Raw genomic sequence first — 13,336 nt, forward strand, 5'->3', positions numbered from 1 at the left:
TTAAATTTTTGAGAAAGTTGCTTGACATTTCAGACCAATCGGTTTATAATTAAAAAATGTAGAGATAAATACATGAGAAAAGAAGAAAAAACAAGACTACGAAGAGAGAAAATCATTACCGCTGCTTTGTTTGAATTTGCTACAAAAGGCTATCAAGGTTTTGTCATCAATGAACTTTGTAAAGTGGATGGTATTTCCAAAGGAGTTTTGTATCATAATTTTTCAGGGAAATCAGACCTCTATCTAACTTGTTTTCAGGAGAGTTTTGAGAAAGCTTTGGCAGTGTTTCTGGGGGTGGAAGGTCAAGTGCCCTCCTTAGCTGATTATATGGAAAGACGTCACCAATTTTATCAGCAATACCCAGAACATAGCCACATTTTCTTTGAGGCAATGATTGCGACACCAGAAGAATTGGAAGCAGACATTGCACCACAGAAAGCTATCTTTTTGGACTTGAATGAACAAGTTTGTCAAAAACTTATATCAGAATCCAAACTGAAAGAGCATATTGATGAGAAACGAGCTATGGACTATCTGCGATTGATTCAGGATATGTTTCGTTCCTATTATTTAACTGTTTCGTCAGATAGCAGTTTGCCTGACTTGGTTTCAGGATATGAACATCAATTATCACAGGTTTTGGATATGATGATTTATGGAATACTAGAGGAAGATTCCTCTAAAAAAGGAGAAAAATAATGTCGAAAATTTGGAAATGGTTGTTACTAATTGCGGGTATTTTTGCAGTTTTTGTAGGTTTTAATATGTTTGCACATCCTCTTATTAGCTTGGCTTCCATGACTTTCTGGTTTGCACTTGTATTTGCAGTTCAAGGGATTTCTGAGATTGTACAATACTTCAAATCAGAAGAAAAGCATGGCTGGAATTTATTTGGAGGAATTGTTACCCTCATCCTCGCTCTTACCTTGTTCTCAGGTAGCTTTATTGAAATGGTAACATTTGTACCATTTATCATTTCTTTATGGGCCTTGACAAATGGTATTACAAAAACTATCGTTGGTTTCAAGGTTCGTAAGACGGATAAATCGGTAGGTACCCCTCTAGTTTGGATGGGGATTTTAGGAATCGTAGCAGGTTTAATCATGATGGGACACCCATTGATGACCGGTCTCTATATTAGTTACACCATTGCCTTTGTCTTTATTTATCAAGGTATTGTGGCAATTGTTCAATTCTTCAAGATTAAATAAGAATAAAATGGAGTCTGTCTGATTACAATCAACAGACTTTTTTCTCTTTCCTGAATGTGTTATAATAGTCCATGCTATGGCTGGAGCCTTTTCAGCCCACCTATTAAGACAATATGAGGAGAAAGATGAAAGAAAAAGGATTTTGGGAGGGGGCGCAGGCAGCTATGCCAACGGCCCTTGGTTATGTTAGTATCGGGCTGGCCTGTGGAATTATCGGTGCGCCCTATGTGACACCTGTTGAGATGGGCTTGATGAGCCTCTTTGTTTATGCTGGGAGTGCCCAGTTTGCCATGCTGGCACTGATTGCGGTTCAAGCACCTGTGGCTGCCATTGCCATGACGGTCTTTTTGATTAATTTGCGTCTCTTTTTGTTGAGCTTGCACGCATCGACTTATTTCCGTCATACCAGTCTCTGGCACAATATCGGTATGTCTAGTATCTTGACGGATGAGACTTATGGTGTTTTGATGGGCGAATTGGCCCATACAGACAAGGTCAATCCGATGTGGATGCATGGAAACAATCTCAACAGCTATGTGGCTTGGTTTGTGGGGACAGTGGTTGGAACGGCTCTAGGTGGCCTGTTACCAAATCCAGAAATCTTTGGTTTAGATTTTGCTCTGGTGGGGATGTTCATCGGGATTTTTGCTTCGCAGTTTCAGATTATGCAAAGACGGATTCCTGTCCGCAATCTGCTCATTATCCTAGCGGTTGTTGCGGTGTCCTTCTTTTTACTCTTGACAGTGGTGTCTCAGTCGCTAGCTGTTCTGTTTGCGACGCTACTTGGTTGTAGCATGGGGGTGGTTTTAGATGATCAGTAAGTATCTTTTATTAGCCGTTATTTTCTCTGGCTTGGTGACCTGGATTCCCCGTATGATTCCCTTCATCTTGGTCAAGTATAAGGGCTTGCCTGCTATCGTTGAGCGTTTTTTGAAATTCTTGCCCGTTTCCATTATCTTTGCCTTGATTCTTTCAAGCGTAGTGACAGGCAAGGTTGGGAGTCTTCCTCAAATCAAATGGCTGGACTTCTTAGCAGTCTTTCCAACGGCTTGGGTAGCCTTTCGTTATCGCAATCTAGTCGGAACGGTTCTCTTTGGAGTGGTCTTGATTGCCGTCTTGCGTTTGGTCTTTTAAATCGGTCATAAAGAAAACCTATCACAGAGATAGATATCATATAATGGCGTAAATGCTCTTTTTCTGTTAAGATTATAAGGTATTCTATTTTGGAGGAAATGACATGAAAAAAATCGTTAAATACTCATCTCTTGCTGCCCTAGGGCTTGTTGCTGCAGGTGTGTTAGCAGCTTGCTCAGGTGGTGCTAAGAAAGAAGGAGAAGCAGCTAGCAAGAAAGAAATTATCGTTGCAACTAATGCTACACCAAAACCATTCAACTATGAAGAAAATGGCGAATTGACTGGTTACGAAATTGAAGTGGTTCGCGCTATCTTTAAAGACTCTGACAAGTATGATGTCAAGTTTGAGAAGACAGAGTGGTCAGGAGTCTTTGCAGGACTTGATGCCGACCGTTACAATATGGCTGTTAGCAACATCAGCTACACTAAAGAACGTGCTGAAAAATACCTTTATGCAGCTCCAACTGCTAAAAACCCTAACGTTCTTGTAGTGAAAAAAGATGACCCTAGCATCAAATCGCTTGATGATATCGGTGGAAAATCAACAGAAGTTGTTCAAGGGACAACTTCTGCTAAACAGCTAGAAGACTACAACAAACAACATTCAGATAATCCAACTGTCCTAAAGTATACTAAAGCAGACTTCCAACAAATCATGGGACGCTTGAGCGATGGCCAGTTTGACTACAAGATTTTTGATAAAATCGGTGTTGAAACAGTCATCAAGGACCAAGGTTTGGACAACTTGAAAGTGATCGAACTTCCAAGCGACCAACAACCTTATGTTTACCCACTTCTTGCTAAAGGTCAAGATGAGTTGAAAACATTTGTAGACAAACGTATCCAAGAACTCTACAAAGACGGAACTCTTGAAAAATTGTCCAAACAATTCTTCGGAGACACTTATCTACCAGCAGAAGCTGATATTAAATAATTTCTTGAAATCATCCATTCTGAGTAAGGTGGATGATTTCTCAGTTTTTAGGGATATAGTTTTAAACTATATATCTGGCTATCTAATAACAATTTGTGAAATCAAACAAATTGTGAGATACTAGTACGGTATTATTTTTAAGGAGAAAGAATCATGAAAATCAAAAAATGGCTTGGTGTAGCAGCCCTTGCTACAGTCGCAGGTTTGGCTCTTGCAGCTTGCGGAAACTCAGAAAAGAAAGCAGACAATGCAACAACTATCAAAATCGCAACTGTTAACCGTAGCGGTTCTGAAGAAAAACGTTGGGACAAAATCCAAGAATTGGTTAAAAAAGACGGTATTACCTTGGAATTTACAGAGTTCACAGACTACTCACAACCAAACAAGGCAACTGCTGATGGTGAAGTAGACTTGAACGCTTTCCAACACTACAACTTCTTGAACAACTGGAACAAAGAAAACGGGAAAGACCTTGTAGCGATTGCTGATACTTACATCTCTCCAATTCGCCTTTACTCAGGTTTGAATGGAAGTGACAACAAGTACACTAAAGTAGAAGACATCCCAGCAAACGGAGAAATTGCTGTACCGAACGATGCTACAAACGAAAGCCGTGCGCTTTACTTGCTTCAATCAGCTGGCTTGATTAAATTGGATGTTTCAGGAACTGCTCTTGCAACAGTTGCTAACATCAAAGAAAATCCAAAGAACTTGAAAATCACTGAATTGGACGCTAGCCAAACAGCTCGTTCATTGTCATCAGTTGACGCTGCCGTTGTAAACAATACCTTCGTTACAGAAGCAAAATTGGACTACAAGAAAGCACTTTTCAAAGAACAAGCTGATGAAAACTCAAAACAATGGTACAACATCATTGTTGCGAAAAAAGATTGGGAATCATCACCTAAGGCTGATGCTATCAAGAAAGTTGTTGCAGCTTACCATACAGATGAAGTGAAAAAAGTTATCGAAGAAACATCAGACGGTTTGGATCAACCAGTTTGGTAATAAGAAACAGGGAGGTGGGAGAGAAAATTCCACCTCTTGCTTTTGTATAGAGCATGGATTGTCAGGAAGAGTAGTTCATAGAAAGGTAGAGAGAAAATGGTTTTTCCTAGCGAACAAGAACAAATTGAAAAATTTGAAAAGGATCATGTAGCCCAGCATTATTTTGAGGTTTTGCGTACCTTGATTTCTAAGAAGTCGGTCTTTGCCCAACAGGTGGGTCTCAAAGAAGTTGCCAACTATCTGGGTGAGATTTTCAAGCGTGTTGGGGCTGAAGTGGAGATTGATGAGACTTACACGGCGCCTTTTGTCATGGCACATTTCAAGAGTTCGCGTCCAGATGCCAAAACCTTGATTTTCTATAACCACTATGACACTGTGCCAGCGGACGGAGATCAGGTCTGGACAGAGGATCCCTTTACGCTTTCGGTGCGCAATGGCTTCATGTATGGGCGTGGGGTTGATGATGATAAGGGGCATATCACAGCTCGTTTGAGTGCTTTGAGAAAATACATGCAGCACCATGATGATCTGCCTGTCAATATCAGTTTTATCATGGAGGGAGCGGAGGAATCGGCTTCGACAGACCTAGATAAGTATCTGGAAAAACATGCGGATAAACTCCGTGGTGCGGATTTATTGGTCTGGGAACAAGGGACCAAAAATGCCTTGGAACAGCTAGAAATTTCTGGTGGAAATAAGGGGATTGTGACCTTTGATGCCAAAGTAAAAAGCGCTGATGTCGATATCCATTCTAGTTATGGTGGGGTTGTGGAGTCAGCTCCCTGGTACCTCCTTCAAGCCCTACAGTCTCTTCGTGCCGCAGATGGTCGTATCTTGGTTGAAGGTTTGTACGAAGAAGTACAAGAGCCAAATGAACGTGAATTGGCTTTGGTGGATATCTATGCTCAACGCAATCCTGGGGAAATCAGCCAGATTTATGGTTTGGAATTGCCTCTCTTACAAGAGAACCGCGCAGACTTTCTAAAACGTTTCTTTTTCGAGCCAGCTCTTAATATCGAAGGGATTCAGTCAGGTTATCAAGGGCAAGGAGTCAAAACGATTTTGCCAGCAGAAGCCAGTGCTAAGCTAGAAGTTCGTTTGGTTCCTGGCCTAGAACCGCATGATGTTCTGGAAAAAATTCGGAAACAGCTAGACAAAAATGGCTTTGATAAGGTAGAATTATACTATACCTTGGGAGAGATGAGCTATCGAAGCGATATGAGCGCGCCAGCTATTCTCAATGTAATCGAGTTGGCTAAGAAATTCTATCCACAGGGCGTTTCAGTCTTGCCGACTACAGCTGGGACAGGGCCTATGCATACGGTCTTTGATGCCCTAGAGGTGCCAATGGTGGCTTTTGGTCTAGGAAATGCCAATAGCCGAGACCACGGTGGAGATGAAAATGTGCGAATCGCCGATTATTACACCCATATTGAATTAGTAGAGGAGCTGATTAGAAGCTATGAGTAGAGATATTATCAAGTTAGATCAGATCGATGTGACTTTTCATCAGAAGAAGAGAACCATCACAGCGGTCAAGGATGTGACTATTCACATCCAAGAAGGGGATATCTACGGAATCGTTGGATATTCTGGAGCAGGGAAATCAACCCTTGTACGGGTGATTAACCTCTTGCAAAAACCATCTGCAGGGAAAATTACCATTGACGACGATGTGATTTTTGATGGCAAGGTGACCTTAACGGCAGAGCAGTTGCGTCGTAAACGTCAGGATATCGGGATGATTTTCCAGCATTTTAACCTGATGAGTCAAAAGACGGCAGAGGAGAATGTAGCCTTTGCCCTCAAACACTCTGGACTCAGCAAGGAAGAAAAGAAATCTAAAGTAGCTAAGTTGTTGGACTTGGTTGGTTTAGCAGATCGTGCTGAAAACTACCCTTCACAACTATCTGGAGGGCAAAAACAGCGTGTGGCCATTGCGCGTGCCTTGGCAAATGATCCAAAAATCTTGATTTCAGACGAATCGACTTCTGCCCTTGACCCTAAGACAACCAAGCAGATTTTGGCCTTGTTGCAAGATTTGAACCAAAAATTAGGCTTGACGGTTGTCTTGATTACGCATGAAATGCAGATTGTCAAAGACATTGCCAACCGTGTGGCAGTCATGCAGGATGGGCGTTTGATTGAAGAGGGTAGCGTCCTTGAAATCTTCTCAAATCCTAAACAAGCTTTGACTCAAGACTTTATCTCAACAGCTACAGGCATTGATGAAGCTATGGTCAAAATTGAGAAGCAAGAAATCGTGGAACACTTGTCTGAAAACAGTCTCTTGGTTCAACTCAAGTACGCAGGTGCTTCAACAGACGAGCCACTTTTGAATGAATTGTACAAGCATTACCAAGTGACGGCTAATATCCTCTATGGGAATATCGAAATTCTCGATGGTACTCCTGTTGGAGAATTGGTGGTGGTCTTGTCAGGTGAAAAAGCAGCACTGGCAGGTGCCCAAGAAGCCATTCGTCAAGCAGGCGTACAGCTAAAAGTATTGAAGGGAGGACAGTAAGATGGAATCATTGATTCAAACCTATTTGCCAAATGTCTATAAGATGGGTTGGGCTGGTCAAGCAGGCTGGGGAACAGCCATCTACTTAACCCTCTATATGACAGTTCTTTCTTTCATCATCGGAGGGTTCTTGGGGCTAGTGGCAGGTCTTTTCCTTGTTTTGACAGCGCCAGGTGGTGTCTTGGAAAATAAGGTCGTTTTCTGGATTTTAGATAAGATTACCTCTATTTTCCGTGCGGTACCATTTATCATTCTCTTGGCAGTCTTGTCACCCTTCTCCCATCTAATTGTAGGGACAAGCATTGGTCCAAATGCGGCTATCGTACCGCTATCTTTTGCAGTCTTTGCCTTCTTTGCCCGTCAAGTACAGGTGGTATTGGCTGAGCTAGATGGTGGTGTCATTGAGGCAGCTCAAGCTAGTGGAGCGACCTTCTGGGACATCGTAGGAGTTTACCTATCCGAAGGTCTTCCAGATTTGATCCGTGTAACGACTGTAACCTTGATTTCACTAGTCGGTGAAACAGCCATGGCGGGTGCGGTTGGAGCAGGTGGTATTGGTAACGTAGCCATTGCTTATGGATTTAACCGCTATAATCACGATGTGACTATCTTAGCAACCATCATTATCATTTTGATTATCTTTGCGATCCAATTCTTGGGAGATTTCTTGACCAAAAAATTGAGCCATAAATAAAAAAGAGCTAGGCCATCTGTACATCAATTCATAGGAGTTGTCGTTATAGTCAAGACTTAAAATTCTCTGTACTAGCTGCTATCAACCGTTACTTTTAAGAGTAAGAGAGTTAAGAATTGTGGGGAGTCAATATGCAAAATCTGGGAGAAGTTTTTAAAGAATTGAGAAAGAGTCGGAATGTATCTCTACAGGAGGCGACGGGAGGAGAGTTTACTTATTCCATGCTAAGCAAATTTGAGCGTGGAGAAGCAGACTTATCATCTATGAAATTGATTGCTGCCTTAGATAATATCCACTCTGATTTGAATGAATTTATGTACTTGGTACGTGGTTTTTCTCAGAAAAAGATTTTGGCTTTTCAAGAAAATCTCTGGGAACTATATGATAGAGAAGGGATTGATTCTCTACACTCCTTGTATGAAGAGACGACTCAAAAGTATAGATTAAGTGGTGAAAAGAGCTATCTTTTACAAATGATTCGTATCAAAAGCCTTCTTGTGTTTTTTGCTTCAGAAATAAGGGCAACGGATGAAGAACTGACTTTTCTCTATGACTATTTTTTTACTATTGATATCTGGGGAAATTATGAATTAGAACTATTTTCAACTATTTCTACTTTGTTTCCTCTGCCCCTCTATTTTAAATATTCTAGGGAGATGTTACAAAAGACAGATTTATTAGGCTCTTTACCTAGTAACAAAGTCGCTATTGATACCATTTTAATTAATGGACTCTTTAAAGCAATAGAGGAAAAGGATAAATTAAAAGCAGACTATTTTGTTTTTCAGATTGAAAAACGAGAATTGCCAGAATCTGAAGCCTATCTTAAAATTATTTATATGATTGCTAAAGGGTATTATGATACTATTTTTAAAGTAGAAAATAAGGGTCTTGAAAAAATCCAGAGGGGTATTACAATCTTACAAGATTTAGAATATATAGATGGTGCAAGATATTATGAAAACTATTTTGCAAATCAGCTCTCAAATGAAGATTTGTAATATATTCTCATTACATCGATTGACGAAAAATAAATAGGCTTGTAGGTGGATTGATAATTAGTAGTTTCTAGGCTCTAGAGTTTCTATTTGCAGAAAAAATATATTACAAAAAAGTGGGGAGTCCCGCTTTTTTTGTTAGACTGGTTTCAATGAAATACTCTTTGAAATGTGAGAAAGGCCTCTTATGAAACTATTCTTAAACCACCATTTATTTAGAATACTTACCTTATCAAGGTTTTTGAGCTCAAGTGGAGCTTATATTTATAATCTGGTATTTATCGTTTATGCTGCGAGTCTACCCTTTAAGAATATAGCTGTATTTATGGCGAATATGATTACGATTTTACCTTTCCTATTTACTTTTTATGTCGGGATTAAGGCTGATCATACTCGGAATAAAGCAAGGACAATTATCTGGGTTGGTTGTGTGCAAAGTCTGCTATTTCTTTTGATTGCTGGTGTGATTCATGATCAGAACTTCGTAACGTTTGCTTTTATCTGTATGGTTAATATCTGTTCGGATATTTTATCAGATTATACAGCAGGCCTTCGTATGCCGATTATCCAGCATAATATTTCCGAAGATAGACTCTATGAAGCTTATTCCTTTACTCAGTTTATTTCCTATTTATCAAATCTAGGAGGTCAGGCCTTAGGAGTATGGTTACTCACAACCAGTCATCAAAATTTTTCTTTTGTTGCAATTGTGAATGCTGGCTTCTTTTTACTATCTTCTCTCATTTTGTTCAAAAATAGAAGAGAATTGACGCATTTGTCTGTAAGTGTAGAGAATGAGTCGATTAGTTTACTTCAACAAGTTAAGGCAATATATGCGGACATGGATGATATCTTTAGACAGAGAGAAAGTAAATCATTGCTTAAAATTATCCTTGTCATTTTGGTAATGAATACTTTGGGAGGAGCTGTTGGAGGTATTTATCACTTTTACTTATTAGACCATACTATCTATCATCTCAGCTATGCTCAATCCCTATTTTTAATTGAATGTGTTAGCTTGGGAGGAGCTATTCTTGGTAGCTTAACCCCCCATGATTATTTTGGGAAATGGTCGTTTTCAAGTTTGCTATCGCTCAATGCAATTCTGTTTGTCTTGTTGGCTACTGCTAATATTTTAGAGTTTTCTCCTCTAGTAGGTGTTGCCTACTTAGCCTTTGTCATGTATTTGATGTCGAAATCAATGCCTAAATTAGATACTTTGTTACTGTCTAATTTGAGTGCAGATGTATTAGCTAGAAGTAATAATCTCTTGAGTATGATTTTTTCCCTAACATTACCCTTGGGGATGTCTGTATTTTCCTTCTTAGCTTTACAAGATATCAGGCTTTGTTGGTGGGTGTTTTTGCTAGTGAGTGTGATAGGGCTCATTTTATCCCTAGAAAAAAGAAGTTTTTCAGGTAAAAAATTTTAACATAGGAAGAACAGGCTTACTAGAGGTCTTCCAGACTTGATTCGTGTGACGACTGTAACCTTGATTTCCCTTGTTGGGGAAACAGCTATGGCCGGTGCGGTTGGAGCTGGTAGTATCGGTAATGTAGCCATCGCTTATGGATCTATACTATTTGAAAATCTCTTCAAACTACGCCAGCTTTGCCTTGCCGTAGGTATATGTAACTGACTTCGTCAGTCTTATTTCCAACCTCAAAACAGTGTTTTGTGCAACCTGCGGCTAGCTTCCTAGTTTGCTCTTTGATTTTCATTGAGTATTAACCGCTACAATCACGATGTGACTATCTTGGCAACCATCGTTATCATCTTGATTATCTTTGCTATCCAATTCTTGGGAGACTTCTTGACTAAGTCTTGAGCCATAAATAAAAAAGAGCCGCCTGGCTCTTTTTTTGACTAGATTTTCTGCGCAAATTTTTTACTCAAGGCTTGTCCAATCAAGGCACCCAATAGGGCTCCGATGACTACACTTGCAACAAATAGAAGGATGGTTCCAGGATTTGGCGCGACCATGATACGGTCGATATATTCTTGGGATTTTCCTCTTGCCAGAAGGGTAGCCATATAGGCTTTGGGTGCAATCCACATAAGCAAGATTGGTCCTGTTGAGCTAAAGGCAAAGAGAATGAAAGAAAGGAAGTTCTTTGTTTGGTCCTTGTATTTTCCTAGGTTAGCTACTGCATCTGCTAGCAGACCACAGATAATTCCAGGAAGGAAGGCACCGGCACCGTGTTTAGTCCCCAAGAAAAAGAGGGCAATAACAAGGCCGATAGTGGTAATGGCTCCAAAACGCGGAACTTTTGCGACTAGAATCATATAGACACTACCGCCGACAAGGGCAGTAAAGGCAGGCGCATAAAACATGTTTCCAGTTTGGTCAAGGAGATTGCCCAAAAGGACACCAATCCCCATGGAGAGGAAGTAAAGAACTGCAAAAAGCAGTGTAGTTAAGATAGATTTCTTCATGAATTGTCTCCTGATAATTTTTTCACAATTCTCATTTTACCATGGTTTGGTGGGATTGTAAATGGATAGTAGAAGTTTTTGAAAACGCTTGAAATATGATATAATGGTTTCATAGTTATTTTTAGGGGGATATCATGGGGAGATTTTTAGACTTTGTCTTTAATCGTTTCTTTTTAGGGATGATTGCGACAGCCTTCTTTTGGCTATTAACATTGGCGGGAGGGATTATTCTTGGTTTAGCGCCGGCTAGTGCCACCTTGATGAGCTTGTATGCGGAACATGGTTATAGTTTTCGGGAATACAGTTTGAAGGATGCTTGGACTCTTTACAAGCAAAATTTTGTCTCAAGTAATTTGATTTTTTATAGTTTTCTAGGCTTGGATCTAGTTTTAGTCTATGGCTTGTATCTCTTGGTGCAATTGCCTCATCAGACTATTATTCATTTGATTGCGACATTTTTGAATGTTCTAGTAGTTACCTTGCTATTTTTGGCCTATACAGTGTCCTTGAAACTACAAGTTTATTTTGACTTATCCTATCGAAATAGTCTCAAACTATCCTTGATTGGCATCTTTATGAGTCTAGCAGCTGTGGCCAAGGTTCTCCTTGGGACAGTGCTACTTGTGGCAATTGGCTACTATATGCCTGCCCTGCTTTTCTTTGTAGGAATTGGGATGTGGCATTTCTTTATCAGTGATATGTTGGAACCAGTCTATGAAAGTATCCATGAAAAATTGGCGACAAAATAGAATGAAGCAGTTTTGGCTACATACGCTTCTGCGAACCTACAGTTCAGTTATGATGATTATTATTGCGAGTTTTGCAATCTTACTCTCCTATGCTGACTGGGATTCACGGGAAAAGGAAGCCCAGAGAGTAGCCCAGCGTGTAACCACTCGAACAGTCGAAGAGGTGGAGTATTATTATCGCGAGTCAGCCCAGCTAGCGCAAGATTTAGTAGCCAATCAAGACCGTATACAAGGGGTTTATAAGTACTTTAGCCTATCCACTTCTGAGTATTTTTATTGGCTGTTGGAGCATCAAGCAGCTTCATCAACTTCTATTTCTCTGTATGAAAATATTGACGATCTTTATGTCCAAAATGATTATATAACGGGTGTTGCAATTGTCTTACAGGATTTCAAAGATGTTTATGTTTCAAGTAGAAACGAGAGAGGTGGTCATACGGTACTTGCGGAAGACTTTAAACCGGAGGCCAATAGTTTTGGAGTTCCTATTTTAGACCCAGCGACGGATCAATCCATAGGAGTTGTTTATATCTCCTTGGACCCAGAAATCTTATATCATGCTGTAGACAATACCCGAGGTCATATCCCTATGGCTGTGACTGTGACATCGCCTTTTGATACGGAGATTTTTCATATTGGTGAGAGGGTCAATAGGGAGCATGAGAACTGGTTTGTTGGTGTGACCTCTCATGGCTATCAGGTTCAGGTGGCAGTTCCCAAAAACTTTGTTTTACAAGGAACAGTGACTAGCTCTGCTTTGATTGTGGGCTTGAGTCTTCTTTTTATTGTCATTCTCTATCTGACTTTGAGGCAGACTTTTGCTAATTACCAAAAGCAGGTAGTGGATTTGGTGGATTCCATTCAAGCTATTGCTCAAGGAGAGGAAGGTCTTCGTATTGACACACTTGAAAAGGACCAGGAATTGCTCCTAATCGCAGAGACCACCAATGATATGTTGGACCGTTTGGAAAAGAATATCCATGATATTTACCAGCTAGAGCTTAGTCAAAAAGATGCCAATATGCGAGCCTTGCAGGCGCAAATCAATCCTCATTTCATGTATAATACGCTGGAATTCTTGCGCATGTATGCAGTTATGCAGAGTCAAGATGAGTTGGCAGATATCATTTATGAGTTCAGTAGTCTCTTGCGTAACAATATTTCTGACGAAAGAGAAACTCTTCTCAAACAGGAATTGGAATTTTGCCGTAAATACAGCTATCTCTGCATGGTTCGCTATCCTAAATCCATTGCCTATGGTTTCAAGATAGACCCAGAGTTAGAGAATATGAAGATTCCTAAGTTCACCTTGCAACCGCTGGTAGAAAACTATTTCGCGCATGGTGTTGACCACCGGAGGACAGATAATGTGCTTAGCATCAAGGCTCTCAAACAGGATGGTTTTGTGGAAATTTTGGTGGTCGATAATGGCCGTGGAATGTCGGCTGAAAAGCTGGCAAATCTCCGAGAAAAACTAAGTCAGAGACATTTTGAACACCAAGCCAGCTACAGTGCCCAAAGGCAGTCTATCGGGATTGTCAATGTACACGAGCGTTTTGTGCTCTATTTTGGGGACCGCTATGCCATTAGTGTAGAGTCTGCAGAGCAAGCAGGTGTTCAGTATCGTATTACCATTCAAGATGAGTAG

Annotated in this window: 14 protein-coding genes and 1 pseudogene; 14 read left to right on the plus strand and 1 reads right to left on the minus strand. The window is 40.3% G+C overall.

The features are described from left to right. The first annotated feature begins 72 nt into the window (after nt 1-72). The 12 genes and pseudogenes from O3599_RS00440 to O3599_RS00495 form a co-directional block, all read left to right on the plus strand. Nucleotides 73-699: a TetR/AcrR family transcriptional regulator gene (locus O3599_RS00440; protein WP_001224323.1), complete on the plus strand. Its 627-nt coding sequence runs from the start codon at nt 73-75 to the stop codon at nt 697-699. Further along, on the plus strand, nt 699-1,211 hold the full coding sequence (locus O3599_RS00445) for an HdeD family acid-resistance protein (protein ID WP_000036821.1): 513 nt from the start codon (nt 699-701) through the stop codon (nt 1,209-1,211). The genes O3599_RS00440 and O3599_RS00445 overlap by 1 nt, the downstream gene beginning before the upstream one ends. A 125-nt stretch (nt 1,212-1,336) precedes the next feature. Then, entirely contained in the window at nt 1,337-2,032 is a 696-nt protein-coding gene (locus tag O3599_RS00450; RefSeq protein ID WP_247939797.1) for an AzlC family ABC transporter permease, read from the plus strand. Beyond that, nucleotides 2,022-2,345 (plus strand): AzlD domain-containing protein, encoded by a 324-nt coding sequence (locus O3599_RS00455; protein WP_247939798.1) that lies wholly within the window; start codon nt 2,022-2,024, stop codon nt 2,343-2,345. The genes O3599_RS00450 and O3599_RS00455 overlap by 11 nt, the downstream gene beginning before the upstream one ends. 103 nt (nt 2,346-2,448) lie before the next feature. Next, nucleotides 2,449-3,279, plus strand: coding sequence for an amino acid ABC transporter substrate-binding protein (locus O3599_RS00460; RefSeq protein ID WP_004254995.1), 831 nt, complete (start codon nt 2,449-2,451; stop codon nt 3,277-3,279). A 153-nt stretch (nt 3,280-3,432) separates the two neighbouring features. After that, complete coding sequence (locus O3599_RS00465; RefSeq protein ID WP_020902669.1) at nt 3,433-4,287, plus strand: MetQ/NlpA family ABC transporter substrate-binding protein; 855 nt, start codon at nt 3,433-3,435, stop codon at nt 4,285-4,287. Between the two features lie 96 nt (nt 4,288-4,383). Further along, a complete protein-coding gene (locus tag O3599_RS00470; RefSeq protein ID WP_371511691.1) occupies nt 4,384-5,757 on the plus strand; it encodes a M20/M25/M40 family metallo-hydrolase in 1,374 nt (457 codons plus the stop codon). Continuing rightward, a complete protein-coding gene (locus O3599_RS00475) occupies nt 5,750-6,811 on the plus strand; it encodes a methionine ABC transporter ATP-binding protein (protein WP_247939799.1) in 1,062 nt (353 codons plus the stop codon). The genes O3599_RS00470 and O3599_RS00475 overlap by 8 nt, the downstream gene beginning before the upstream one ends. A gap of 1 nt (nt 6,812) precedes the next feature. Further along, on the plus strand, nt 6,813-7,505 hold the full coding sequence (locus O3599_RS00480) for a methionine ABC transporter permease (RefSeq protein WP_000444647.1): 693 nt from the start codon (nt 6,813-6,815) through the stop codon (nt 7,503-7,505). A 221-nt stretch (nt 7,506-7,726) separates the two neighbouring features. Further along, complete coding sequence (locus tag O3599_RS00485) at nt 7,727-8,506, plus strand: Rgg/GadR/MutR family transcriptional regulator (RefSeq protein WP_371511694.1); 780 nt, start codon at nt 7,727-7,729, stop codon at nt 8,504-8,506. A 184-nt stretch (nt 8,507-8,690) separates the two neighbouring features. After that, nucleotides 8,691-9,935: a transporter gene (locus tag O3599_RS00490; protein ID WP_247939801.1), complete on the plus strand. Its 1,245-nt coding sequence runs from the start codon at nt 8,691-8,693 to the stop codon at nt 9,933-9,935. A 15-nt stretch (nt 9,936-9,950) separates the two neighbouring features. After that, nucleotides 9,951-10,342: pseudogene (locus O3599_RS00495) on the plus strand (hypothetical protein); the annotation flags it as partial. A gap of 27 nt (nt 10,343-10,369) precedes the next feature. On the opposite strand, the gene O3599_RS00500 reads toward O3599_RS00495, so the two are convergent. Next, nucleotides 10,370-10,939, minus strand: a complete 570-nt coding sequence (locus tag O3599_RS00500) for an MptD family putative ECF transporter S component (RefSeq protein ID WP_247939802.1) — start codon at nt 10,937-10,939, stop codon at nt 10,370-10,372. Nucleotides 10,940-11,073: 134 nt separating this feature from the next. Here O3599_RS00500 and O3599_RS00505 point away from each other — a divergent pair, with 134 nt between their 5' ends. Together O3599_RS00505 and O3599_RS00510 are read left to right on the plus strand one after the other, a co-directional pair. Further along, entirely contained in the window at nt 11,074-11,688 is a 615-nt protein-coding gene (locus O3599_RS00505; protein ID WP_247939803.1) for a YesL family protein, read from the plus strand. Beyond that, a complete protein-coding gene (locus tag O3599_RS00510; RefSeq protein WP_345773203.1) occupies nt 11,666-13,336 on the plus strand; it encodes a sensor histidine kinase in 1,671 nt (556 codons plus the stop codon). The genes O3599_RS00505 and O3599_RS00510 overlap by 23 nt, the downstream gene beginning before the upstream one ends.

Origin of the sequence: Streptococcus sp. 27098_8_103 (genome assembly GCF_041432345.1) — a bacterium.
Taxonomy (GTDB): domain Bacteria; phylum Bacillota; class Bacilli; order Lactobacillales; family Streptococcaceae; genus Streptococcus; species Streptococcus mitis_BV.

Excerpts from the sequence above, each read along its gene's own strand:
- O3599_RS00480 (WP_000444647.1), top strand. The coding sequence starts at position 6,813 with ATGGAATCATTGATTCAAACCTATTTGCCAAATGTCTATAAGATGGGT.
- O3599_RS00455 (WP_247939798.1), top strand. The coding sequence starts at position 2,022 with ATGATCAGTAAGTATCTTTTATTAGCCGTTATTTTCTCTGGCTTGGTG.
- O3599_RS00510 (WP_345773203.1), top strand. The coding sequence starts at position 11,666 with ATGAAAAATTGGCGACAAAATAGAATGAAGCAGTTTTGGCTACATACG.
- O3599_RS00485 (WP_371511694.1), top strand. The coding sequence starts at position 7,727 with ATGCTAAGCAAATTTGAGCGTGGAGAAGCAGACTTATCATCTATGAAA.
- O3599_RS00490 (WP_247939801.1), top strand. The coding sequence starts at position 8,691 with ATGAAACTATTCTTAAACCACCATTTATTTAGAATACTTACCTTATCA.
- O3599_RS00460 (WP_004254995.1), top strand. The coding sequence starts at position 2,449 with ATGAAAAAAATCGTTAAATACTCATCTCTTGCTGCCCTAGGGCTTGTT.
- O3599_RS00475 (WP_247939799.1), top strand. The coding sequence starts at position 5,750 with ATGAGTAGAGATATTATCAAGTTAGATCAGATCGATGTGACTTTTCAT.
- O3599_RS00505 (WP_247939803.1), top strand. The coding sequence starts at position 11,074 with ATGGGGAGATTTTTAGACTTTGTCTTTAATCGTTTCTTTTTAGGGATG.
- O3599_RS00470 (WP_371511691.1), top strand. The coding sequence starts at position 4,384 with ATGGTTTTTCCTAGCGAACAAGAACAAATTGAAAAATTTGAAAAGGAT.
- O3599_RS00450 (WP_247939797.1), top strand. The coding sequence starts at position 1,337 with ATGAAAGAAAAAGGATTTTGGGAGGGGGCGCAGGCAGCTATGCCAACG.
- O3599_RS00440 (WP_001224323.1), top strand. The coding sequence starts at position 73 with ATGAGAAAAGAAGAAAAAACAAGACTACGAAGAGAGAAAATCATTACC.
- O3599_RS00500 (WP_247939802.1), bottom strand. The coding sequence starts at position 10,939 with ATGAAGAAATCTATCTTAACTACACTGCTTTTTGCAGTTCTTTACTTC.
- O3599_RS00465 (WP_020902669.1), top strand. The coding sequence starts at position 3,433 with ATGAAAATCAAAAAATGGCTTGGTGTAGCAGCCCTTGCTACAGTCGCA.
- O3599_RS00445 (WP_000036821.1), top strand. The coding sequence starts at position 699 with ATGTCGAAAATTTGGAAATGGTTGTTACTAATTGCGGGTATTTTTGCA.